Source organism: Rathayibacter sp. SD072 (genome assembly GCF_017355185.1).
Taxonomy (GTDB): Bacteria; Actinomycetota; Actinomycetes; order Actinomycetales; family Microbacteriaceae; genus Rathayibacter.
This window is the reverse complement of the sequence record NZ_JADILJ010000007.1, coordinates 94,119-117,075: the sequence shown is the minus strand read 5'-3', so window position 1 is coordinate 117,075 and position 22,957 is coordinate 94,119. Positions and strand designations below refer to the sequence as shown.

Genomic DNA, 22,957 nt, shown 5'->3' with positions numbered 1-22,957 from the left:
GTGCTGGCCACCACCAAGGTCGTGGCCTCTGCGATCACGTTCGCCTACACGCCCGATCCCGCGATCGAGGCCGCGAAGGCCGCCGCCGCGCTCGACGCGAGCCGCCTCGCCTCGCAGCTCGACTACGTCCGGACGTACTGGACCGAGTACAACTCGGCGCAGTACGGCGTGATCGCGGGCAACGACTGCGTGAACTTCACCTCGCAGTCGCTGATCGCCCGCGGCTGGACCATGGACTCCGAGTGGAGCTTCTCGTCCGGCGGCGGGTACAGCTCGGCCTGGGCGTCGTCGACGGCCTTCAACTCCTACCTCGCCGCCCACCCGGAGCGGGCGACGCCCCTCACGAACGCGCAGCGCGATCAGGTCGAGGTCGGCGACGTCGTGCAGTTCGACTGGGACGGCTCCGGCGACTGGGACCACACCGGGATCGTCACGAGCGTCGACGGGGACACGATCCTCTACGCGTCGCACACGGTCGACAACCTCGACCAGGACATCGACTCCGCCTCGGCCGGTCGCATCATGTTCTGGAGCGTCTGACGCCGGAACGCGGAAGAGGCCGCCCCCGCGCGAGCGGTGACGGCCTCCTCGGCAGGAGCGGTGGAGTCAGTTCTTGAAGACGTCCTTGACGTCCTCGCCGACCTTCTTGGTCTGCGCCTTCGTCTGGTCGGCCTGTCCCTCGGCCTCGAGGCGCTCGTTGTCGGTCAGCTTGCCGGCCGCCTCCTTCGCCTTCCCGAGGAGGTTCTCAGCAGCGTTGCGGATCTTGTCGTCAGCACCCATCAGGGGCTCCCTTCGTTCGATTCGGTGATCCTCCCGCGACGGCCGCGGGAGGAGTGGTGCCTGCACGCTCTGCGCGCAGGGGTCAGCCGACGCGGTCCTCCCGGGAGAAGCCGGCGCGGGCGCTCGAGGCGACCTCGAGCACGACCGGGAGGCGGACTCCGAGCAGGCGGTCCAGGCTCTCGACCTCCGAGCGCACCGAGTCGACCACCGTGCGCGGCGAGACCCCGCTGCGGGGGAGGACCCGGACCTTGAGGGCGGTGGTGGACCCGTGCTGGTAGGCCGACACCGTCACGTCGAGCAGGTCGCCGCGGCCGGCGAGGGCGTTCTCGAGGACGTCCTCGGCGAATCCCGTGGCGAACTCGACCGAGCCGGCCGGGCCGCCCTCGGCGGAGGTCTCGTCGTGCAGCACCGTGCCGGTGCGACCGCGGCCGTGCGCGAGGGCGAGTGCGAGGGCGATCACGACGCCCAGGAGGCACACGCCGACGATCGCGTAGAGCGGCCAGAGCACGGCGGTGTCGTTCCAGGGCGTGCCGTCCTCGGGCGAGATCCGGGAGACGAGGGCCGCCCCCTGGTCGGAGCCGAAGGCCGAGACCGCGTCCCGCACGGGCTGCGAGACCGCGACCAGGACGAGTCCGGCGGTGACGGCGGCCAGCACGAGGCCGACGAGGAGCAGGATCAGGCGGTTGACGAAGCGGTTGCTCGTGGTCATCAGATCCTCCCGGACTCGGCGATGCGGACGGTGGCGCGGGTGACGGGCTGCGCGGAGATCCGCTCCAGTTCGGCGTCGAGGGCGCTCTGGACGGAGTCGCGGTCGACGGCGATTCCGGAGGCGGGCGTGATCGAGACGACCGCGGTGCGGCGTCCGATCGAGGCGCTGGTGTCCTCGCGGCGCGAGCGGGCCACGGTGCGGGCCGAGCGCGCGAGCGCCGAGGCGATCACTCCGTCGTCGACCACGACCGCGAGGCGCTCGTCGTCGATGGTGTGCCGAGCGCGCGCCCCGGGGGCGATCGCCAGCACGAGCAGCACCAGTGCGAGCAGCCCGGTGACGACCGCGACGCCGATCAGAGCGGAGGAGGCGAGCCCGCCCACTCCGACCAGGGCTCCCAGCAGAGCGGAGGGCGTGATCAGGAGCGGGGCCGCGCCGAGGACGGCGAGCACCGCCTCGGTGCCGACGTACGCGGCGATCAGGGCGATCGCCACGAGGACGACGATCTGCGCGGCCGAGCGCGAGCGGTGCGTCTCGCGCCGCAGGAAGCGGCGGTAGCGCGCGTCGGGAGCGGCGTCGCGGGGGGATGCGGCCGTGCTCATGCGACTCTCCTCGTGTGTCGGGTGCGGGTGCCGTTCACCCGGATGTCGACCCGGGTGACGGTGCGGCCGGTCAAGGCCTGCATCCGGGCGGCGATGCGGCTCCGATCGCGGTGGAGGCGATCGAGCAGGCTCCCCTCGCCGGCTCCGGGGGCGGCGGCGGGGTCCGAGCCGACGACGACGGGAGTCGTGACGGAGAGCGCGAGGCCCCCGCTGTCGTCCGACAGGCGGACGCGGATCGCGGACACCTCCACGCCGAGCTCCTCGTGCACGACGGCGAGCGCGGTGCGCTCGATCGAGCGGACGCTGACGGTGACGGTGCCCGCCACCGGCGCGGGGGCGCCGGCGGCGGGACGCGACTGCAGGGCGGTGGTCATGACGGCTCCTAGCGGGAGGTCGTGCGGCCGCGGAACACGTCCACGAGTCCGCGCACGTCCAGCGATCCGTCGAGCATCCGCGTGATCAGGACGCCGAGCGCCATGAACACGGCGGTGAGGACGAAGCCCCAGAAGCCGAAGAGCAGGGCGGCGAAGGCGAGGATCGCGCCGACGACGACGCCGAGCACGGTGCCCCGGCTCGCGGGGGCGGAGGGGGTGGGGGTGCTCATCGGACGCGGCTCTCGGTCTCGGCGGAGTCGTCGTCCCCGGGGATGTGCACGTCGACGATCGCGACGTTGATCTCGGCGACCGCCATGCCGACGAGGCCGGTGATGGCCTCGCCCACCGCGTCGCGGACGCGGTCGGCCACGGTCTGCATCGGGACGGGGTACTCGACGACGAGGGTCACGTCGACGGCGACCTGGGTCTCGCCGACCTCGACGCGGACGCCCTGGGCCAGGTCGTTGCCGCCGACGGCGGAGCGGATGGCGCCGAACGCGCGGGCGGCGTTGTTGCCGAGGGCGAAGACGCCGGGGACCTCGCGGGCCGCGATGCCGGCGACCTTCGCGATCACGGCGTCGTCGATGACGGTGCGGCCCTGAGCGGTGCCGGAGACCGCGCCGCCGAGGCTGGTCACGGTGTCGACGGACTTGTCGACGCGGGGGGTGGAGGGGGTGCGGGTGGTGTCGCTCATGGTGTCTCCTGTACGTCTCGTCGGCCGCGGTTCCGCGGTCGGGGGTCCTGGGCCCGGTCGCATCGACTTCGCAGTCCTGCGCCCTCGGGCTGTGCTTACATGAGTGGGACGGAGCCCGGCGGGTGATCGTCACGGTCCGGATCGGGAAATTTCCTGACCGTTGCCTGATAGGTGTCCGGCACGGTGCCGACGGTCGAGGAGAGAGGGCGTCATGCCTGGTCTGGAGTCGGCGAGCGATGCGCTCCTCGCCGAGCGCTCGGCCGAGGGCGACGTGCGGGCCTTCGAGGTCCTCGTCAAGCGGCACCAGTCGATCCTCCGGGCGTACGCGTGGCGGCTGACCGGCTCGCAGGCGGACGCCTCCGACGCCGTGCAGAACGCGCTCATCACGGTCTGGGCCCAGCTCCCGCAGCTCAAGGAGCCGGCGAGCGTGCGCAGCTGGATGATGCGGATCGTGAGCCGCTCGAGCGTCGACCTGCTGCGCCAGCGCCGACCCGCCGACGACGTCGACGCCGTGGAGCACCCCGCCGCGACGGGGCCCGGCCCCTTCGAGGCCGCCGAGCGCTCCGACGCGATGAAGGCGCTCGCCCAGGCTCTCGCGCAGCTGCCCGAATCCCAGCGCCAGTGCTGGCTGCTCCGCGAGGTCGGCGGCGAGTCCTACGGCGAGATCGCCGAGCACCTGGGGCTGACCGTGACGGCCGTCCGCGGCAAGCTGGCGCGAGCCCGCGAATCGCTGGTCGTGGCGATGGAGGACTGGCGATGAAGGACGTCCCCGATGAAGGAGCAGGCGCGATGAACGCGGACGACACTCCGGCGGGCCCGGAGCGCGGCGACGCGCTCGAGGCCGCGCCCGTCGAGGGGGCTCCGGTCGACGGCGACGAGCTCACCCTCGACGACCTCAGCGACTACCTCGACCGTGGCCGGCTGCCGTACGACGCGGCCATCGAGGAGTCTCCGGAGCACCGCCGCACGCTGCAGGCCCTCGAGCGGGTGCGCGCCCTCTCGGGCGCCCTCATCGACGACGACGCCGAGCGGCTGCCCGCGCCCGAGGAGAGCTGGTTCGGCTCGATCCTCGCGCAGGTGCGCCGGGAGGCGCGGGCAGGTCGTGACATCCCCCTCGCCAGCCCCGAGCCGGACGTCGAGCTGACGATCACCGAGGGCGCGGTGCGCGGGCTGGTCCGCGAGGCGGGCGACAGCGTCCCCGGGGTGCTCGTCGGCCGCTGCCGGCTGGTCGGCGACATCGGTGCTCCCGGGGCGGAGGTCGTGGTCGAGGTCACGATCTCGGTCTTCTGGGGCGTCCCCCTCGCGGACGCGGCGCAGCAGGTGCGCGAGCGCATCCACACCCGCCTCCTCACCCAGACCGAGCTGCGGGTCACGACGATCGACGTCCGCGTCGAGGACGTCTACCACCCCGGAACGGAGCAGCCGTGAGCACGGCGGGCGGCGTCGTCGTCCCGCAGCAGCCGAGCGCGTCGTCCGTGCTGACCGCTCTCGCCCGCGCGGTGCCCGGAGTGGCGATGCTGGTGCCCGCGCGACCGGAGGCCCGCGACGTCCTCGCGCACGCCGCGACGGCGCTCGCGCCCTCGCCGATCCCGCTCCTGCCCGCGTCCCTCGGCACGGCCTCGGGCGGCACCTCCGTCGAGCCCGTGCTGGTGCGGATCGCTCCGGAGCACGTCGTCGTCTCGATCGATCTCGTGGTCTCCACCGACGCCTCGGCCCCCGCGGTCGCCCGAGCGGTCGGCGCCGCAGTGCGCGAGTGGTGCCAGCAGGAGCATCCGGAGCGGCGCGCGCGCGTCGCGGTGCGGATCGCGGCGGTCGACTGACCCGGCGGACCTGGAGCCTTCAGGTCCGGCGACCGGGTCCGGGGCGGTCCGGCTCGCTCAGCCCTGCTGCACCAGGAACGCCTCGGTCTCGACGGTGGTCGGAGCCGAGACCGCGGCGCCCTGCCGGGTGACCGACACCGCCGCCGCGGCGCTCGCCCAGCGCACCAGGGGGAGCAGCGCCTCCGGATCCCAGCGGTCGGCCCCCTCCGCGGCGAGGCGGGCGGCGAAGGCGCCGCAGAAGGTGTCGCCGGCGCCGGTCGTGTCGACGGCGCGGACGCGGAAGGCCGGGGCGGAGGCGGGCTCGCGGTCGCGGACGGCGACGATCACCCCGTCCGAGCCGAGGGTGACGAGCACGAGCGGCACGAGCGCGGTGAGCGCGACGGCGAGGGCGGAGTCGTCGGCGGCGTCGATCCCGCGCTCGCGGCCCAGCTCGCGCGCCTCGTGCTCGTTGACGATCAGCACGTCGAGCTCGTCGAGCAGCTCGGCCGGCAGCGGCCGGATGGGGGCGGCGTTCAGGATCGTGACGACTCCTGCGGCGCGGGCGGCGCGCGCGGCGGCGAGCACCGTCTCCTGCGGCACCTCCAGCTGCAGCAGCAGCGCGGAGGCGGCGGAGACGACCTCCTCCTCGGCGGCCGTGAGCCCGGCGAAGGCGGCATTCGCTCCGGAGTCGACGACGATCGCGTTCTCGCCCGAGTCGTCGACCGTGATCTGCGCGGTGCCGGTGCGGGTGTCCAGGCGCCGCGCGTGCACGGCGAGCGGCTCGGCGGCGAGCACGGTCGCGAGCTCGTCGCCCGCCGAGTCGCGGCCCAGGCTCGTGACGAAGGCGGTGCCCTCGGCCGTGCGGGCCGCGGCGACCGCCTGGTTCAGGCCCTTGCCTCCCGGGAAGGTGCGGTAGTCGGAGGCGAGCACCGTCTCGCCGGGCGCGGGGATGCGGGCGACGCGGTAGACGTGGTCGAGGTTGGCGCTTCCGAGGACGACGAGGGGCATGCCCTCGACGTTAGGGCACGCGCAAGGGGCTCCGCTGGATCCGGCCCGCGCCTACGGTGGAGGCATGGACACTCGAATCTTCGGACGCACCGGTGCGCCCGTCTCCGTCGTCGGCCTCGGAACCTGGCAGCTCGGTGCCGACTGGGGTGACGTCGCCGAGAACGACGCCCTCGCGATCCTCGACGCCGCCGTGGAGTCGGGGGTCACCCTCTTCGACACCGCCGACGTGTACGGCGACGGCCGCAGCGAGCGCACGATCGGCTCCTACCTCGCCGCGCACCCCGACTCGGGCGTGTTCGTCGCGACCAAGATGGGCCGCCGCGTCGACCAGGTCCCCGAGAACTACGTGCTCGACAACTTCCGCGCCTGGACCGACCGCTCACGGAAGAACCTGGGCGTGGACACCCTCGACCTCGTGCAGCTGCACTGCCCGCCCACCTCCGTCTACTCCGACGACGCCGTCTTCGACGCGCTCGACACCCTCGTCTCCGAGGGCGCGATCGCGCACTACGGCGTCTCGGTCGAGCGCACGGAGGAGGCGCTGACGGCGATCGCGCGGCCGAACGTCGCCAGCGTGCAGATCATCCTGAACGCGTTCCGCCTGAAGCCGCTGGACGCGGTGCTGCCCGCCGCCCGCGAGGCCGGGGTCGGCATCCTCGCCCGCGTGCCGCTCGCCTCCGGCCTCCTCAGCGGCCGCTACACGACCGAGACCACGTTCGCGGCCGACGACCACCGCAACTACAACCGCGAGGGCAAGGCCTTCGACGTCGGAGAGACGTTCTCGGGCGTCGACTTCGCGACCGGTGTCGAGGCCGCGCAGGAGTTCTCGCGCCTCGCCGCCGACCACGGCCTCGCACCCGCGGCCGCCGCACTCGCCTGGATCATCCAGCAGGACGGCGTGACGTCGGTCATCCCCGGCGCCCGCTCGCCCGAGCAGGCCCGCGCCAACGCGACCGCCGCCGACGCCGCGCCCCTCGGCCCGGCGTTCATGGAGGCCGTCAACGCCCTCTACGACACCCACTTCCGCCCGACGGTCCACCCCCGCTGGTAGCGACCCGGCCCTGACTCGCCCGGAAGGGCTCGTTCTCCAGCGCGAGAACGAGCCCTTCCGGGCGACTCAGTAGGGGCTGTGGAGAGTGGCGCGCGCGGGGACGCGGCGGGCGCCAGCATGGACGCGTGCAGGGGGAGCTTCCCGAGGGTGTGTTCCGGGTATCGGAGGGGTACGCGGCTGGGGCGACGAGAGCTGCGATGCGCGCGGTCGTGGGACCGGTGCGCGGAGTCCGATCGGTGCGACCGATGACGGCTCTCGGTGACCGGTGCTCTGCCCTCCTGTACCGGCTCGACCGGAGACGTTCGCGTGCGGGCCGACGGCTGCGCTTCTCTGGGGCGCCCCCCTGGATCTGCCCTGGGAGCGCCGGACCGAACTCGACATCGGCGTCGCGGCCCCTCGGCGCGCGCCGCATGCAGACGGCATCTCCGGTCGGTCTCTGACGATCGACCTTTCCGTGGACGTGCTGACGTACCCGCGGGGCCGGCTGACGACGGCGGCCCGCACCTGGTGCGATCTCGGTGCCGTCCTGGAGCTCGGGGACCTCGTCGCGGTCGGCGACTTCTTCCTGCATCGGGGATTGTGCACTCGCGGCTCGCTCGAGGAAGCGGTCTCGACGTACCGGTCCAGGAGAGGCCTCCGCAGGCTGCGGCAGGCGCTCGGTCTTCTGGACGCGAGGGCCGAGTCGAGACCGGAGTCCCTGGTGCGTGTCGCGCTCGTCCTCGCGGGCGTCTCCGGGATCGAGGCCGACGTCGAGATCTACGACGCCGATGCGTTTCTGGGGCGAGTGGATCTCTGCAGCGCCTCCGCCCGGGTGATCATCGAGTACCACGGCGACTACCACCGGGTCGAGCGCGATCGCTGGCGCCGGGACCGCGCGCGCATCGGCCGCCTCCGTGCCGCCGGCTACTCCGTCATCGAGCTCACGGGTGACGACCTCGCCGACCTCCCCTCCGTCGTCGCGCAGGTTCAGGCCGCGATCCGACGCTGAAACGCCCGGAAGGGCTCGTTCTCGGGGAGGAGAACGAGCCCTTCCGGGCAATTCACGAAGGAGGCGGGCTAGGAGCCGAGGGCGGCGTCGACGATGGTGCGGGCCTCGGCCTGGACCTCGTGCAGGTGGTCGAGTCCGCGGAAGGACTCGGCGTAGATCTTGTAGACGTCCTCGGTGCCCGAGGGGCGCGCGGCGAACCACGCGTTCTCGGTGACGACCTTCACGCCGCCGACGCCCGCGCCGTTGCCCGGGGCCTTCGAGAGCTTCGCGAGGATCTCCTCGCCGGCGAGCGTGGTCGCCGGGATGGCGTCTCCGTCGAGTTTGCCCAGCGCCGCCTTCTGCGCCTTGGTGGCGACGGCGTCGACGCGCTCGTAGACCGGGTCGCCGAAGCGCTCGGTCAGCTCGCGGTACAACGCCGACGGGCTCTTGCCCGTCACGGCGATGATCTCGGACGCGAGCAGGGCCAGCAGGATGCCGTCCTTGTCGGTGGTCCACACGGTGCCGTCGAAGCGGAGGAACGACGCTCCCGCCGACTCCTCGCCGCCGAAGCCGACCGAGCCGTCGACGAGGCCGGGGACGAACCACTTGAAGCCGACCGGCACCTCCCAGAGGCGGCGGCCGAGCGACTCGGCGACGCGGTCGATGATCGAGGAGGAGACGAGGGTCTTTCCGATCGCCGCGTCCTCGCGCCAGCCGGAGCGGTGCGTGTAGAGGTACTCGATCGCGACGGCGAGGTAGTGGTTGGGGTTCATCAGCCCGCCGTCGGGGGTGACGATGCCGTGCCGGTCGGCGTCGGCGTCGTTGCCGGTGAGCACGTCGTAGTCGCCGGAGCGGGCGACGACGGAGGCCATCGCGCTCGGGGAGGACGGGTCCATCCGGATCTTGCCGTCCCAGTCGAGGGTCATGAAGCCCCAGGCCGGGTCGACCTCGCCGTTGACGACCGTGAGGTCGAGCTCGTACATCTCGGCGATCAGCTGCCAGTAGTGCACCGATGCGCCGCCGAGCGGGTCGGCGCCGATGCGCACGCCGGCCTTCTTGATCGCGTCGATGTCGATGATGTTCTTCAGGTCCGCCACGTAGTGGGTGCGGAAGTCGTACGTCTCGACGGCCGAGGGCTCGGCGGACTTCACGTCGCGGTTGCCGTCGGCGATGAGCTCGTTGGCGCGGTTCGCGATCCAGGTGGTGGCGTCGGAGTCGGCCGGGCCGCCGTGCGGCGGGTTGTACTTGAAGCCGCCGTCGCGGGGCGGGTTGTGCGAGGGGGTGACGACGATGCCGTCGGCCTCGTCGGTGTGCGCCGGGTCGTTGTTCCAGCGGAGGATCGCGTGGCTGAGCGCCGGAGTGGGCACGAAGTCGTCGAACTCGTCGACCAGCACGCGCACCTGGTTCGCGACGAGCACCTCGAGCGCGGTGGTCAGCGCGGGGCGCGAGAGGCCGTGCGTGTCGGCACCGATGAAGAGCGGGCCGGTGATGCCCTGCTCCGTGCGGTACTCGACGATCGCCTGCGTCACCGCGGCGATGTGGTCCTCGTTGAAGGCGGTGTCGAACGAGGATCCGCGGTGCCCGGAGGTGCCGAAGACGACCCTCTGGAGCGGATCGGAGACGTCCGGCTTGTTGTCGTAGTAGGCCCTCACGAGGGCTTCGACGTCGATGAGATCGGAGGCCTGTGCCGGCTTCCCTGCGCGATCGGTCATGGGGTCCATAGTGGCAGCCCGCTCCGGCCCGCGATACCGGCTGGACAGCCGGTGGCTAGGCTGTCCGCCATGCCCGACAGCGCCTCCGAGTCCCGTACCTACAGCTATCTCGGGCCCTCCGGCACCTTCACGGAGGCGGCGCTCGCGCAGGTCCCCGAGGCGCGGGGGCAGCAGTGGCGCAGCGTCGCCAACGTCGGCGAGGCGCTGGGCGATCTGGTCTCGGGCCGCAGCCACGGCGCGGTGATCGCGATCGAGAACTCGGTCGAGGGCGGGGTGACGGCCACGCAGGACGCGCTGGCGCGGATCCCGGGGCTGCGCATCGTGGGCGAGTACCTCGTCCCCGTCTCCTTCATCCTGGTGGCGCGGCCGGGCACGCGACTGGAGGACGTGCGCACGGTGGCCGCGCATCCGGTCGCCTACGGCCAGTGCCGGCAGTGGCTCGACTCCGAGCTGCCGAGCCACGAGTACCTCCCCGCGAGCAGCAACGTGCAGGCGACCGTCGACCTGCTCGCCGGGTCTCCCGCCGACGCCGCCATCGCTCCTCCGGGCATCGTCGCGCACCACGCCGTCGACGTGCTCGCCGAGCGGATCGGCGACAACCCGAACGCGGTCACCCGCTTCGTGCACGTCTCGCGGACGACGCGGCTGCCGGAGCCCACGGGCGCCGACAAGACCAGCCTGATCGCGGAGCTCCCGGGCGACGAGCCGGGCGCGCTGCTCGAGATGCTCGAGCAGTTCGCGACCCGCGGAGTGAACCTGAGCATGATCCAGTCGCGGCCGATCGGGGACGCCCTCGGCCGCTACCGCTTCGTGCTCGACCTCGACGGGCACGTGGCCGACGAGCGGGTCGCCGACGCCCTGCTCGGCCTCCGCCGCTTCAGCCCGGGTGTGATCTTCCTGGGTTCCTACCCCCGGGCGGATCGCCGTCCGGTCTCGTACGTGCGACGCTACGACGACGAGGTGTTCATCGAGGCGCGGGACTGGCTGCGCGGACTCCTCACCGCGGAGCCGGAGGTCGACGATGACTGACAGGGACGGGCACGACCCGGACACGAGCACGACGGGAGCGCCGACCCGGGAGCAGGTCGATCCGCGCTACGACCCGGTCTTCCAGCGGGGCTTCGCCGGGGGAGTGGACCGGGTGCGCGGCGACGACCGCGCCTTCGCCCGCCCGGGCAGCGGCCCCCTGCCCACCGGCGCGCGGACCGCCGCGCTGCCGCGCATCGCCGAGGTCGCCGACACCCGCCGCTCCCGCCGCACGGCGGTGCGGTCAGCCGGGCCGGGCGACGAGGCGGCGCGGCCCTCCTCCGAGGCGCCGCTCCCCTCCGAGGCGCAGCCGGTCGAGTCGGACGGGCGGCCGGTCGCGGCCGTCGAGCCGGACGCCCCGCTGCTGCGGAACCCCTGGCTGCTCGTGCTGCTGCTCGCCGGTCTCGCCGGCACCGCGCTGGGCTTCTCGATCCTCACGATCGGCTACTCGTCGCCGCCCGCCCCGTACTACGGCGACTCCGACACCCCGTCGCCGGAGTGGATCCAGCGCCAGATCCTCTACTACGCGTCGATCCCGCTGCTGGGCTCGCTGCCCTTCTCGCTGCTGATCGCGATCGGCGTCGCGGCGCTGCGCTGGCGCAGGAGGACCCCAACACCTGAGGACCAGCCCGAGCAGGACTGACGCGGTCGCTCAGACCGCGGAGGCGCCGAAGAGCAGGCCGAGCAGGTACGTGACGAGCGCCGCTCCGTAGCCGATGCCGAGCTGGCGCAGGGCCCGCGCGAGAGGAGGAGCGCCCGAGAGCAGCCCCACGATCGCGCCGGTCGCGAGCAGGGCGATCCCGACGAGCACCGCGGCCAGGATCACGGCGGCGATCCCGGACATGCCCAGCAGATAGGGCAGCACGGGGATGATCGCGCCGGAGGCGAAGAAGCAGAAGCTCGAGAGCGCCGCGCCCATGCCGGTGCCGATCGACTCGTGCTCGTCGATCGAGGGGTCCGCCTTCGGTCCGCCGATGGTGATCGGAGAGGTGGCGGCGACTCCGCCGCGCAGTCCCGTGAAGACGTGGGCGGCACGGGCGTTCGCCTCCTCCTCGCTCAGTCCGCGGGCGCGGTAGACCAGCGCCAGCTCGTTCGCGTCGACGTCGAGGTCGGGGACCAGGCGGTTGGTGTCGAGGTCGGGGGAGGAGGCGCTGAGCAGCTCGCGCTGCGAGCGCACCGAGACGAACTCGCCCGCCCCCATCGAGAGGGCGCCGGCGAGCAGCCCCGCGAGCCCGGTGAACAGCACCACGCTGGTGGCGACTCCGCTCGCGCCGACGCCCAGCACGAGCGCGAGGTTCGAGACGAGCCCGTCGTTGGCGCCGAAGACCGCGGCCCGGAACGTGCCCGAGAGCCGCGTCCGCCCGCGCTCGGCCAGGCCCCGCACGACCTCCCCGTGGATCCGCTCGTCGGCGGCCATCGCCTCGGTCGCGTCGTCGTCGTCGGCGTACGGCGAGCGGGCCTCCGCGCGCTGCACGAGGGCGAGGACGAAGACGGAGCCGAAGCGGCGGGTGAGGAACCCGAGGACCCGGGTGCGCAGATCCGGCCGGGGCGACGGCTCCGCGGCGGCACCGAGCAGCTCGCGCCAGTGGTCCTCGTGGCGGCCCTCGGCGGCGGCGAGGGCGAGCAGGATCTCGCGCTCCTCGCCCGAGCGGCGCCCGGCCAGGTCGCGGTAGGTGGCCGCCTCGGCGAGCTCGTCGGCGAGGTAGCGCCGCCACCGGCGGATCTGCACGGGGGTCGGGGAGGTGGGGTCCGGAGCGGTGCTCGCCATGGGATCTCCTGGGTTCGGGCCCGCCGACCCGCGCGAGAGGGACCGGTCAGGACGTGCGTCGACTGACCGAAGGTCTCGTTCGCCCGGTTCCGTGCGGATCCGGGTGGAGCGCCGGGTCCGGATCGTCCCGGACCAGCATGTCGACGCGCCTCGTCGCCTGCCGAGCAGGCGGTGGGAACTACTCCCCTTCGCGTGGACCACCGTAGCCGAGATCGGCGCCGATCGGGCCGGATCCCTCGAGCGTCCCGCGGGAGGGCCCGCGCGGCGAGAGGGCCCGCTGCAGGACCAGCGCGGCGGCGCCGACCGCGGCCGCGTCGGCGACGTGGGCCGACAGAAGTACGCGGGTCTGCGGGTGCTCCTCGGCGAAGCGTGCGCGGAGGACGGCGAGGTGTCGGGAGCCGGCCACCGCGAAGGCGGGCCCGGCGAGCACGACGGAGTCGAGGTCGAGCAGATCCGCGAGCGCCACCGCGACGTCGGCGAGCTCGTGGGCCGCGGCGTCGACCACGGCGCCGGAGGCGTGGTCCCCGCGCACGGCGGCGGTGGCGACCGCAGCGGCGTCGGCGAACGCGTCGCCCGAGAGGCCGGGGAGGCCGGCCGCGCGCGCACCCGCGGCGATGCCGGGGAGTCCGACGCGGTCGGTGAGAGGGGCGGATCCGCGCGGTCCGAAGCGGTCGAGTCGACCGGCACCCGCTCCGGAGCCGCGGTGCAGGGCGCCGTCGAGGACGAGTCCGGCGCGGATCCCGCCCGCGAGGTAGAGCGTGCAGTGCGCGCCCGCCGCCGGGAAGGTGCCGGCCCAGAACTCGCCGACGGCCGCGGCCGACGCGTCGTCGTCGAGCAGCACGGGCAGCGAGCAGGCCTGCTCGAGCAGCGAGCGCAGCCCGGCCGCCGCCCACTCCGCGCCCCGGGCGCCGGGGAGGCCGACGACGTGCTCGCCCGAGCGGTCGACGCCGCCGGGAGTGACGACGCCCACGCCCACCACGCGCTCGCGCTCGACGCCGAGCGCCTCGATCAGGAGGTCGATCCGCTGGGCGAAGCCGCGCACGAACGACTCCGGGCCCTCGTCGAGGACGCCGCGGGTGCGGAGCCGCCCGACGACGGATCCGGCGAGATCCGCCACGATCGCCGTGGTCGAGTCGGCCTCGAGCTGCAGGCCCACGGCGAAGCGCGCCGACGGGACGAGGGCGAGGAGCTCGCGCGGCTTGCCCCCGGTGGACTGCGAGCGGCCGGCGTCGGCGACGAGCCCGTCCTCGAGCAGCTGCCGCACCAGGATCGAGACCGTGGCCTGCGTGAGGCCGGTGACCTGCGCCAGCTCGATGCGGCTGATCGGGCCGCGGGCACGGACGAGGTCGAGCAGGATCCCCCTGCTCGTGCCCGAGGTGCGCGGTGCGCGCGTCGTCGTCATCGGGCCCTCCGTCCGTCTCTCCGTCCCTTGACGGTACTTTGTTCAATCGTCTAAGAAAGTATCCGACACCGGACGCGACAACCGAGGCGAGGAAGCCATGACCGTCATCCCCCTGCACGAGAACTGGACGCTGCGAGCGCTGGAGGGTCCTCAGGCCCCCGAGCGGCCGACCGGGGAGGTGGCGGCGACGGTACCCGGCTCGGTGCACACCGACCTCCTCGCCGCAGGCCTGATCCCCGACCCCTTCGACGGCGGGAACGAGTCGCGCCTGGCCTGGATCGGCCGCACCGCCTGGGTGTACGAGACCCGCTTCGAGTGGACAGACGACGGCTCCGAGCGCCACGACCTGGTCGCCGAGGGCCTGGACACGGTCGCGACCGTGCGCCTGAACGGCACCGAACTCGGCCGCACCGAGAACCAGCACCGCTCCTACCGCTTCGGTGCGCGGGAGGCCCTGGTCGAGGGGGAGAACGTGCTCTCGATCGAGTTCGCGGCTCCCGTGACCGAGGCGGAGCGGCGCTCGCTCGCGCACGGCCCGAGGCCGCACGTGAACCACCACCCCTACAACGCGCTGCGGAAGACCGCGAGCAACTTCGGCTGGGACTGGGGCATCGACGTCGCCACGAGCGGCATCTGGCGGCCGATCGGCCTCGAGAGCTGGTCGGGCGTCCGCATCGCCGCCGTGCGTCCGCTCGTCGACGTCGACGGGACCGACGGCGTGCTGCGCGCGCACGTCGAGCTCGAGTGGGCCGGCTCCGCGTCGGCCGAGGTGTCGGTCGCGATCGGCGGAGCGGAGGCGGCGATCCGCGCCGAGGCGGGCGCGGGCGAGGCGGTGCTCGAGGTGCGCGTCCCCGGGGCCGAGCTGTGGTGGCCGCGCGGCTACGGCGAGCAGCCCCTCTACGACGTCGCGGTCGCCGCGGGCGACGACTCGGTCTGGACCGGCCGCGTGGGCTTCCGCACGGTGCGCGTGGACACGACGCCGGACGAGGACGGCTCGCCCTACCGAGTCGAGATCAACGGACGCGCGGTGCAGATCCGCGGGGCGAACTGGATCCCGGACCACGCCTTCCTCACCGAGGTCGACCGCGACCGGTACGCGCGCCGCATCGCCGACGCCACCGAGGCGAACATGAATCTGCTGCGCGTCTGGGGCGGCGGGATCTACGAGTCGCACGACTTCTACGACGTCTGCGACGAGCAGGGCGTGCTGGTGTGGCAGGACTTCCTCTTCGCCTGCGCGGCCTACGCCGAGGAGGAGTGGCTGGCCGTCGAGGTGGAGCCCGAGGCGCGCGAGGCGGTCACCCGCCTGAGCGCCCACCCCTCGCTCGTGATCTGGAACGGCAACAACGAGAACATCGTCGGCTACACCGACTGGGGCTGGCGCACCCGTCTCGCGGGCGCCACCTGGGGCAACGCCTACTACCGCACCCTGCTCCCGGGCATCGTCGCGGAGCTGGACCCGACGCGCTTCTACTCGCCGGGCAGCCCCTACTCGTTCGACGACTACCTCCACCCCAACGACCCGGCCAACGGCACCGTGCACATCTGGGACGTCTGGAACACGCGCGACTACACGGGCTACGCCGACTGGCGTCCGCGCTTCGTCTCCGAGTTCGGCTTCCAGGGGCCGCCCGCGTGGTCGACGCTCACGAGCGTCGTGCACGACGAGCCGCTGGAGCCGTACGGCGAGCAGATGCTCGTGCACCAGAAGGCGCACGAGGGCAACCTCAAGCTCGAGCGCGGACTCGCCGGGCACCTGCCCTCGCCGGTCTCGATCGAGGACTGGCACTGGGCGACCCAGCTGAATCAGGCGGCCGCGCTGCGCTTCGGGATCGAGCACTTCCGCTCGCTCTCGCCGCTGAACACCGGGATCGTGGTGTGGCAGCTGAACGACGACTGGCCGGTGGTCTCGTGGGCCGCCGTCGACTTCCACGAGCACCGGAAGCCCCTCTGGTACGCGCTGCGGGCGGCGTACGCGCCGCGGCTCGCGACGATCCAGCCCCGCGACGGCGGGCCGGCCGCGGTGCTGCTGAACGACACGGACGAGGCGTGGAGCGGCTCCGTCGTCGCCCGGCGCCTGCAGCTGGACGGCACCGTGCTGGCCCAGGAGCGCTGGGACGCGGCGGTGCCGGCGCGCGGCGAGACGACGACTCCGCTGCCCGCCGCGATCACGGCGTTCGGCGACCCGGCCGGCGAGATCGTGAGCGTGGAGCCGCAGGGCTGGACCCGCGCGCTGCTGCACCCGGCCGAGGTCGTCGACCAGGCCCTCGACCCGTCGCCGCTCGAGGCCGTGGCGGAGCGCTCGGGCGCGGACGTCGTCGTCACCGTGACGGCGCGCTCGCTGGCGCGCGACGTCACCCTGCTCGTCGACCGCGTCGACCAGGGGGCGAGGGTCGACGAGGCGCTCGTCACCCTGCTCGCGGGCGAGTCTGCGCGGTTCACCGTCTCCGGAGCCGCCTCCGGCGTCGATCCGGACGCGTTCCTCGACCCGCTGGTGCTGCGCCACGCCAACGGGCTGCGCGCCGGGGTGCCGGCCTGAGCGGGACGGGGGCGGCGGTCGTCGGGATCGTCGTCCGCCGCCCTCCCCGCGAGCACGGGGGAGATCCGTTCTTCGCCGAGCTGATCGCCGGGATGGAGGACGTGCTGGTCCCGGGCGGCGGTGGGGTGCTGCTGCAGGTCGCCGCCGACCAGGCGGAGGAGCTCGCCGCGCTCTCGCGGTGGGCGGCGGATCCGCGGGTCGCCGGCGCCGTGCTCGGCGACCTGGTGGAGGACGATCCGCGGCCGGAGCGCGCGCGCGGGCTCGGGCTGCCCGCCCTCGCCCTGGGCGGGACCCCCGGAGGCGCCGCCGTCCCGTCGATCCCGGTCGACAACGCGACCCCGGTCCTCGAGGCGATGGCGGCGCTCGCCGCGCTCGGGCACCGCAGGATCAGCCGCGTCTCGGGTCCCGTCCGCCTCGGGCACACGCGTGAGCGGAGCGAGGCCTTCGACCGGGGGCTCGCCCGGGCGGGACTGTCGGGGCGCTCGATCGAGAGCGACTACTCCGCGCGGTCGGGAGAGGCCGGCACCCGGATGCTCCTCGCCGACGAGGCGCGCCCGACCGCGATCCTCTACGACAACGACCTGGCGGCGCTCGGAGGCCTCGCGGCGGCCACGGCGCTCGGCGTCGCGGTGCCCGCGGAGCTCTCGCTCCTGGCATGGGACGACTCCGAGCTCTGCCGCCTCGCCGATCCGCCGCTCTCGGCGATGAGCCGCGACGTCCGCGGGCTGGGCGTCCTGACCGCGCAGGCCCTCCTCGCGGTGATCGCGGGGGAGCCACTGCCGCAGCGCACTCCCGAGCGCCCGCGCCTGGTGCTGCGCGGCACGACCGCGCGCGCGGCGCGCTGACGGCGCCCGCTCCGGCCTCGGCGCCGCTCTCCGAGGAGCGGGAAGAGCGCTCTCACGAAGTCCACCGCCGACTGTTGACCACTTAGTTCAGTCATGTAACAATGCTCGGGCGGCGCTCGCCGCACACAGCTCCGTCACCGTCGACGACCCTGCGCCGTCGACGCCAGGAAAGGATCAACGATGTTCCTTCGCGTTCGAGAAGGCCGACGCCTGCGCGTCCTCGCCGCTGCCGCCGCCACCGCGGCGTCCGCCCTCCTGCTCTCCGGCTGCACCGGAGGAGCGAGCTCCTCCGGCACCTCGTCGGCCGACACCCTCGTCGCCTACACCGGTCAGGCCGGCGACTACCAGATCAACTTCAACCCGTACTCGCCCTCGAAGATCGGCGGACTGGGCACCATCTACGAGTCGCTGTTCTTCGTCACGAACATCAACTCCGACCCCTACGTCCCGCTGCTGGGCACCGAGTACACCTGGAACGCCGAGGGCACGCAGCTCGACGTGACGCTGCGCGACGACGTGACCTGGAGCGACGGAGAGGCGTTCACGGCCGAGGACGTCGCCTTCACCTTCCAGATGCTCGTCGACAACCCCTCGCTGAACACCGGCGGCTTCGACGGAGTCGTCACCGCGACCGACGACACCCACGTGAGCATCACCTGGGACCACCCGGCCTTCGTCACCGGCCCCACGGTCCTCGGCCGCACGCCGATCGTCCCCGAGCACCTCTGGGCCGACGTCGATCCGGTGACCGACGTGGTCGCCGAGCCCGTCGGCACCGGCCCCTACCTCCTCTCCGACTTCAAGGCGCAGGCCTTCACCCTCGGTGTGAACGAGGACTACTGGGACGGCGCGCCCGCCGTGAAGGCGATCCGCTTCCTCTCGCTCTCGGGCAACACCGCCGGAGTCGACGCCCTCGCCGCCGGGACCATCGACTGGCAGACCGGCCCCGTGCCGGACATCGAGAACGTCGCGAAGAACTACCCCGGCTACGAGGCCATCACGATCCCGCAGAACCAGGTCGCCCTGCTCAGCTGCGCGAACGTCGACCTGGGCTGCGTCGGACCGCAGACCGACCCGGCCGTCCGCCAGGCGATCTACTACGCGCTCAACCGCGACCAGATCAACGCGCTCGCCTTCCAGAACACCGCCAGCGAGGTCTCGCCGACGTTCGTGCTGACCGAGGCGCAGAAGGAGTCGATCTCGACCGCCGTCGCCGAGCCCGTCGCTCCGAGCGCCCCGGACCTGGACCGCGCCTCCGCCCTCCTCGAGGAGGCCGGCTACGCCAAGGGCGGCGACGGGATCTACGCCAAGGACGGCGTGCCCCTGAAGCTCACGATCGAGGTCGTCACCGGCTGGACCGACTACATCACCGCGATCGACACCATGGCTCAGCAGCTCGGCGAGGCCGGCATCGCGGTCACCGCCTCGCAGTCCTCGTGGAACGAGTGGACGGACAAGAAGAGCAAGGGCAACTACCAGCTGGCGATCGACTCGCTCGGCCAGGGCCCCGCCTCCGACCCGTACTACCTCTACAACAACTTCTTCACCACGGCGAACACCGCTCCCGTCGGCGAGGCCGCCCCGATCAACGTGGCCCGCTACAGCGACCCCGAGGTCGACGCCGCCGTCGAGGCGCTCACCGCCACCAGCCCGGACGACACCGCCGCCCGCCAGGCGCAGTTCGACATCATCCAGGCGAAGATCGTCGCCGACATGCCCTACATCCCGGTCATGACCGGCGGCACCACCTCCGAGTACAACGCCGCCAAGTTCGACGGCTGGCCCACCGAGGACGACCTCTACGCCTTCCCGGCGATCTGGGCCTCGCCGGACAACGCCGAGATCTTCAAGAACCTGACCCCGACCGGCGAGTGAGCCGCGCGTGAACTACTACCTGCGCAAACTCGGGTTCTACCTGATCGCGCTGTGGGCGGCTCTGACGATCAACTTCGTCATCCCGCGCCTGCTGCCCGGCAACCCGGTCGACATCCTGCTGGCCAAGCTGCAGCAGCGCGGCGGGATCGTCAGCGCCGAGACGCGCCAGGCGTACGAGCTGCTGCTCGGAGGCGACACCTCCCAGCCGCTGATCGGGCAGTACTGGAGCTACCTGGTCAACGTGTTCCGGGGCGACCTCGGAGTCTCGGTCTCGTACTTCCCCGCCCCCGTCAGCGAGGTCATCGCCACCTCGCTGCCCTGGACGATCGTGCTCGTGGGGGTGGCGACGGTCATCGCGACGGTGATCGGCGTCGCCCTCGGCGCGATCGTCGGCTGGAAGCCCGGCACCTGGCTCGACTCGCTCGTGCCGGCCACCACGCTGCTGGCCGCGGTCCCGTACTTCTGGCTCGCGCTGATCCTGGTCTACGTGTTCGCCACGACGCTCCGGCTCTTCCCCTCGCAGGGCGGCTACGACGTGGTGCTGAACCCGGGCTGGAACGGGGAGTTCCTACTCTCGGCGATCCAGTACGGGCTGCTGCCGGCGGCGACGATCGTGATCGCCTCCCTCGGCGGCTGGCTGCTGGGGATGCGCAACATGATGGTCTCGACGCTGTCCGAGGACTACATCCTCACCGCGCAGGCGAAGGGCCTCCCGCAGGGGAAGATCCTCCGCTCCTACGCGGCCCGCAACGCGGTGCTGCCCTCGGTGGCAGGCTTCGCGATCTCGCTCGGCTTCGTGGTCTCGGGGTCCATCGTCACCGAGCAGGTGTTCTCGTACCCGGGCATCGGATCGAAGCTCCTCTCGGCGGTCACCAACAACGACTACGCGCTGATGCAGGGGATCTTCCTCTTCATCACGCTGGCCGTGCTCGGCGCGAACCTCGTCGTCGACCTCTTCTACGGGATCATCGATCCCCGGACCCGAGCGCGGAGCTGACGCCGATGACGAACCTCGCCCCCTCCTCCGACACCGTCGTCGTCGACGCGACCGAGCAGCTCGCGACCGTCGACGCCGCCAAGGGACGGCCCCCGCGGCCGGCCTGGCGGATGATGCTGCCGACGCCGACCCCGTGGCTGATCGTGGGGCTCGCGCTGGTCCTCGGCGTCGCCCTGTTCGGCCTGGTCGGTCCGCTCCTCGTGGGCGACCCGACGACCATCCGCGACATCGGCCTGACCGGGCCGTCGGCCGAGCACTGGCTCGGCACGACGCAGACCGGGCAGGACGTGCTCGCCCAGCTCGCGTTCGCCACCCGCGGCTCGCTCGAGATCGGCCTGATCGTGGGGATCCTCGCGACGGCGCTCTCGGCCTTCTTCGGGATCCTCGGCGCGTACCTCGGCGGCATCGTCGACGAGGCGTTCTCGCTCTTCTCGAACGTGTTCCTGGTGATCCCCGGCCTGCCGCTCGTGATCGTCATCTCGGGCTTCGTGCCCCAGGAGCAGCGCGGTCTCTGGACCATCGGCGTGGTGCTGGCCATCACGAGCTGGGCCGGGTCCGCACGGGTCCTGCGCGCGCAGACCCTCTCGATCCGCAGTCGCGACTACGTCTCGGCGTCGAAGGTCGCGGGGGAGCGCGCCTGGCGCGTGATCGCGGTCGAGATCCTGCCCAACCTGCTGCCGGTGCTCGCGTCGCAGTTCGTCTTCGCGGTGATCGCGGCGATCCTCGGCGAGGCGGGCCTGTCCTTCCTCGGCCTCGGCGCGTCCAACTCGTCGACGCTGGGCACGATGCTCTTCTACGCGCAGAACGGCTTCGCTCTGCCGCTGGGCGCCTGGTGGTGGTTCGGCCCTCCCGGCCTGATCATCGCGCTGTTCGGCATGGGCCTCTCGCTGGTCAACTTCTCGATCGACGAGATCATCAACCCGCGGCTGAAGAACGTCCGCCTGCACGCCCGTCGCGCCCGCGCGGCGGCGAAGGCCGAGCGCTCGGGAGCCCGCACCGCGCGAAGGAGCGCCGCATGACCCGCACCGTGCTCGAGGTCGAGGACCTCGGCGTCGTCTACGAGGTGGAGTCGCCCGTCACGGCGGTCCGCGGAGCCACCTTCCGCCTCGGCGAGGGCGAGATCCTGGGCCTCGCCGGAGAGTCCGGCTGCGGCAAGACGACCCTCGCCTACGCGGTCAACCGGCTGCACAAGCCGCCGGCGCGCATCGCCTCGGGCCGGGTGGTGTTCCACGACCGCGACGGCACCTCCACCGATCTGCTCGAACTGGGTGACGACGGGATGCGGGCCTTCCGCTGGTCGAAGCTGTCGATGGTGTTCCAGGGGGCGATGAACGCGCTCAACCCGGTCACCTCGGTGCGGGCGCAGCTCGACGACGTCCTGGTCGCGCACCGGCCGGGGCTGTCGCGGAAGGAGCGGAAGGAGCGGGCGGCCGACGTCCTGCGCCGCGTGGGCGTGGATCCGGTGCGGCTCACCTCCTACCCGCACGAGCTCTCGGGCGGCATGCGGCAGCGGGTGATGATCGCGATGGCGATGATCCTCGAGCCGCAGGTGATGATCATGGACGAGCCGACGACCGCGCTGGACGTGGTCGTGCAGCGCGACATCCTCCGCGAGATCGTGCGGCTGCGCGACGAGCTGGGCTTCGCCGTGATCTTCATCACCCACGACCTGCCGCTGCTGCTCGAGATCAGCGACCGCATCGCCGTGATGCTGCGCGGCGAGATCGTCGAGCTCGCGACGGCGGAGCAGATCTACCGCGCGCCCGAGCACCCGTACACCCGCAAGCTGCTGGGCTCGTTCCCGAGCCTCTCCGGCACGCGCGGGGCCTTCATCCGATCGGGAGCGAATCCCGACGCCGTTCTCGAGGAGGACATCGCATGACCAGCGTCAGCGTCACCGATCTGGTGAAGGACTTCAGCATCCGCAAGGGCCTGCGCCGCGAGGCGTTCCGAGCGGTGGACCACGTCTCGTTCGACCTCGTCCCCGGGCGCACCGTCGCCCTGGTGGGCGAGTCCGGATCGGGGAAGTCGACGATCGCGCGGATCCTCGCGCGGCTCGAGAAGCCCACGTCCGGATCCGTCGACGTCACCCTCGACGACCGAACGCCGGTGCAGGGCTCGGTCTACCGGCGGCACGTGCAGATGGTGTTCCAGGACCCCTTCGCCTCGCTCAACCCGTTCCACTCGCTCGAGCACCACATCGCCCGGCCGCTGCGCATCCACCACCGCACGCGGACCGCGGCCGAGACCCACGAGCGGGTGCTCGAGATGCTCCGTCGGGTGAACCTCGAGCCGGCGGAGGAGTTCGCGCCCCGTCGCCCGCACGAGCTCTCGGGCGGGCAGCGGCAGCGCGTCGCCATCGCCCGGGCGCTCGCTCCGGGCGCGCAGGTCGTCATCGCCGACGAGCCGGTCTCGATGCTCGACGTGTCGATCCGCCTGGGAGTGCTCAACCTGCTCGGCCGGCTGCAGCGGGAGGACCGCCTCGCTGTCCTCTACATCACCCACGACCTGGCGACCGCGCGGCACTTCTCGGACGAGATCCTCGTGCTCTACCGCGGCCGGATCGTCGAGCGGGGTCCGGCGGACGACGTGATCCTGAACCCGCAGCACGACTACACGCGGCTGCTCGCGCTCGCCGCCCCCGACCCCGAGCGGGTCGGCAAGGTCGTGGGCTCGGAGGACGCGCCGGACCGCTCGCGGATCGACAACTCCGTCTGCTTCAACCACTTCACCGGCGAGTGGGAGCACGCGGGCAGCCGCCCGGCGGCCGTGGGGGCCGCGTGAGTCCCTCCGACGGACTACATTCGGCGTC

Annotated in this window: 25 protein-coding genes; 15 read left to right on the top strand and 10 right to left on the bottom strand. The window is 72.7% G+C overall.

Annotated features, from left to right (window positions below):
* Positions 1-540 (top strand): amidase domain-containing protein (locus tag IOC53_RS04875; RefSeq protein ID WP_207403243.1); only part of this gene is annotated, 540 nt, incomplete at its 5' end.
* A 66-nt stretch (positions 541-606) separates the two neighbouring features.
* On the opposite strand, the gene IOC53_RS04870 is transcribed toward IOC53_RS04875, so the two are convergent.
* The 6 genes from IOC53_RS04870 to IOC53_RS04845 all read right to left on the bottom strand — a co-directional run bounded on the left by IOC53_RS04870 (position 607) and on the right by IOC53_RS04845 (position 3,156).
* Positions 607-780 carry a CsbD family protein gene (locus IOC53_RS04870; protein WP_207403242.1) on the bottom strand — a complete coding sequence of 58 codons (174 nt, stop codon included), beginning with the start codon at positions 778-780 and terminating at the stop codon, positions 607-609.
* A gap of 82 nt (positions 781-862) precedes the next feature.
* Positions 863-1,489, bottom strand: coding sequence for a hypothetical protein (locus IOC53_RS04865; RefSeq protein WP_207403241.1), 627 nt, complete (start codon positions 1,487-1,489; stop codon positions 863-865).
* Positions 1,489-2,088, bottom strand: a complete 600-nt coding sequence (locus IOC53_RS04860; RefSeq protein WP_207403240.1) for a hypothetical protein — start codon at positions 2,086-2,088, stop codon at positions 1,489-1,491. Before IOC53_RS04860 ends, IOC53_RS04865 begins: the two co-directional genes overlap by 1 nt.
* Positions 2,085-2,462: a hypothetical protein gene (locus tag IOC53_RS04855; RefSeq protein WP_207403239.1), complete on the bottom strand. Its 378-nt coding sequence runs from the start codon at positions 2,460-2,462 to the stop codon at positions 2,085-2,087. The genes IOC53_RS04860 and IOC53_RS04855 overlap by 4 nt, the downstream gene beginning before the upstream one ends.
* A gap of 8 nt (positions 2,463-2,470) precedes the next feature.
* A complete protein-coding gene (locus tag IOC53_RS04850) occupies positions 2,471-2,692 on the bottom strand; it encodes a DUF2273 domain-containing protein (protein WP_207403238.1) in 222 nt (73 codons plus the stop codon).
* On the bottom strand, positions 2,689-3,156 hold the full coding sequence (locus IOC53_RS04845; RefSeq protein ID WP_207403237.1) for an Asp23/Gls24 family envelope stress response protein: 468 nt from the start codon (positions 3,154-3,156) through the stop codon (positions 2,689-2,691). Before IOC53_RS04845 ends, IOC53_RS04850 begins: the two co-directional genes overlap by 4 nt.
* 211 nt (positions 3,157-3,367) lie before the next feature.
* Here IOC53_RS04845 and IOC53_RS04840 point away from each other — a divergent pair, with 211 nt between their 5' ends.
* The 3 genes from IOC53_RS04840 to IOC53_RS04830 are packed head-to-tail and all read left to right on the top strand — an operon-like array spanning position 3,368 to position 4,976.
* The gene (locus IOC53_RS04840) at positions 3,368-3,916 is read left to right on the top strand and encodes an RNA polymerase sigma factor (RefSeq protein WP_207403236.1); all 549 of its coding nucleotides are present in this window, start codon (positions 3,368-3,370) and stop codon (positions 3,914-3,916) included.
* A gap of 29 nt (positions 3,917-3,945) precedes the next feature.
* Positions 3,946-4,584, top strand: a complete 639-nt coding sequence (locus tag IOC53_RS04835; protein WP_207403235.1) for an Asp23/Gls24 family envelope stress response protein — start codon at positions 3,946-3,948, stop codon at positions 4,582-4,584.
* The gene (locus tag IOC53_RS04830) at positions 4,581-4,976 is read left to right on the top strand and encodes a hypothetical protein (protein WP_207403234.1); all 396 of its coding nucleotides are present in this window, start codon (positions 4,581-4,583) and stop codon (positions 4,974-4,976) included. Before IOC53_RS04835 ends, IOC53_RS04830 begins: the two co-directional genes overlap by 4 nt.
* Before the next feature lie 57 nt (positions 4,977-5,033).
* On the opposite strand, the gene IOC53_RS04825 is transcribed toward IOC53_RS04830, so the two are convergent.
* On the bottom strand, positions 5,034-5,963 hold the full coding sequence (locus IOC53_RS04825) for a ribokinase (protein WP_207403233.1): 930 nt from the start codon (positions 5,961-5,963) through the stop codon (positions 5,034-5,036).
* Positions 5,964-6,027: 64 nt separating this feature from the next.
* On the opposite strand from IOC53_RS04825, the gene IOC53_RS04820 reads away from it, so the two are divergent.
* Both IOC53_RS04820 and IOC53_RS04815 read left to right on the top strand, forming a co-directional pair.
* Positions 6,028-7,014 carry an aldo/keto reductase gene (locus IOC53_RS04820; RefSeq protein WP_207403232.1) on the top strand — a complete coding sequence of 329 codons (987 nt, stop codon included), beginning with the start codon at positions 6,028-6,030 and terminating at the stop codon, positions 7,012-7,014.
* Positions 7,015-7,468: 454 nt separating this feature from the next.
* Positions 7,469-8,002: a DUF559 domain-containing protein gene (locus IOC53_RS04815; protein WP_207403231.1), complete on the top strand. Its 534-nt coding sequence runs from the start codon at positions 7,469-7,471 to the stop codon at positions 8,000-8,002.
* A gap of 68 nt (positions 8,003-8,070) precedes the next feature.
* Here the strand turns inward: IOC53_RS04815 and pgm are convergent, their stop codons facing one another.
* Positions 8,071-9,693, bottom strand: a complete 1,623-nt coding sequence (gene pgm / locus IOC53_RS04810; RefSeq protein ID WP_207403230.1) for a phosphoglucomutase (alpha-D-glucose-1,6-bisphosphate-dependent) — start codon at positions 9,691-9,693, stop codon at positions 8,071-8,073.
* 69 nt (positions 9,694-9,762) lie between these two features.
* On the opposite strand from pgm, the gene pheA reads away from it, so the two are divergent.
* Both pheA and IOC53_RS04800 read left to right on the top strand, forming a co-directional pair.
* A complete protein-coding gene (gene pheA / locus IOC53_RS04805) occupies positions 9,763-10,722 on the top strand; it encodes a prephenate dehydratase (protein ID WP_207403229.1) in 960 nt (319 codons plus the stop codon).
* Positions 10,715-11,362, top strand: a complete 648-nt coding sequence (locus IOC53_RS04800) for a hypothetical protein (RefSeq protein ID WP_207403228.1) — start codon at positions 10,715-10,717, stop codon at positions 11,360-11,362. Before pheA ends, IOC53_RS04800 begins: the two co-directional genes overlap by 8 nt.
* 9 nt (positions 11,363-11,371) lie before the next feature.
* Here IOC53_RS04800 and IOC53_RS04795 read toward each other — a convergent pair whose 3' ends face one another.
* Entirely contained in the window at positions 11,372-12,487 is a 1,116-nt protein-coding gene (locus tag IOC53_RS04795) for a VIT1/CCC1 family protein (RefSeq protein ID WP_207403227.1), read from the bottom strand.
* Positions 12,488-12,665: 178 nt separating this feature from the next.
* Positions 12,666-13,889 carry an ROK family protein gene (locus tag IOC53_RS04790; protein ID WP_207403226.1) on the bottom strand — a complete coding sequence of 408 codons (1,224 nt, stop codon included), beginning with the start codon at positions 13,887-13,889 and terminating at the stop codon, positions 12,666-12,668.
* Positions 13,890-13,986: 97 nt separating this feature from the next.
* Between IOC53_RS04790 and IOC53_RS04785 the strand changes: the two genes are divergently transcribed.
* The 7 genes from IOC53_RS04785 to IOC53_RS04755 all read left to right on the top strand — a co-directional run bounded on the left by IOC53_RS04785 (position 13,987) and on the right by IOC53_RS04755 (position 22,929).
* Positions 13,987-16,428, top strand: coding sequence for a glycoside hydrolase family 2 protein (locus IOC53_RS04785; RefSeq protein ID WP_207403225.1), 2,442 nt, complete (start codon positions 13,987-13,989; stop codon positions 16,426-16,428).
* Between the two features lie 92 nt (positions 16,429-16,520).
* Positions 16,521-17,273: a substrate-binding domain-containing protein gene (locus tag IOC53_RS04780; protein WP_207403224.1), complete on the top strand. Its 753-nt coding sequence runs from the start codon at positions 16,521-16,523 to the stop codon at positions 17,271-17,273.
* Between the two features lie 180 nt (positions 17,274-17,453).
* Entirely contained in the window at positions 17,454-19,148 is a 1,695-nt protein-coding gene (locus IOC53_RS04775; RefSeq protein WP_207403223.1) for an ABC transporter substrate-binding protein, read from the top strand.
* Between the two features lie 7 nt (positions 19,149-19,155).
* Complete coding sequence (locus tag IOC53_RS04770; protein ID WP_207403222.1) at positions 19,156-20,145, top strand: ABC transporter permease; 990 nt, start codon at positions 19,156-19,158, stop codon at positions 20,143-20,145.
* Between the two features lie 5 nt (positions 20,146-20,150).
* Positions 20,151-21,164 carry an ABC transporter permease gene (locus IOC53_RS04765; protein WP_207403221.1) on the top strand — a complete coding sequence of 338 codons (1,014 nt, stop codon included), beginning with the start codon at positions 20,151-20,153 and terminating at the stop codon, positions 21,162-21,164.
* Complete coding sequence (locus IOC53_RS04760) at positions 21,161-22,027, top strand: ABC transporter ATP-binding protein (protein WP_207403220.1); 867 nt, start codon at positions 21,161-21,163, stop codon at positions 22,025-22,027. The genes IOC53_RS04765 and IOC53_RS04760 overlap by 4 nt, the downstream gene beginning before the upstream one ends.
* A complete protein-coding gene (locus IOC53_RS04755; RefSeq protein ID WP_207403219.1) occupies positions 22,024-22,929 on the top strand; it encodes an ABC transporter ATP-binding protein in 906 nt (301 codons plus the stop codon). Before IOC53_RS04760 ends, IOC53_RS04755 begins: the two co-directional genes overlap by 4 nt.
* The last annotated feature ends 28 nt before the right edge of the window (positions 22,930-22,957 follow it).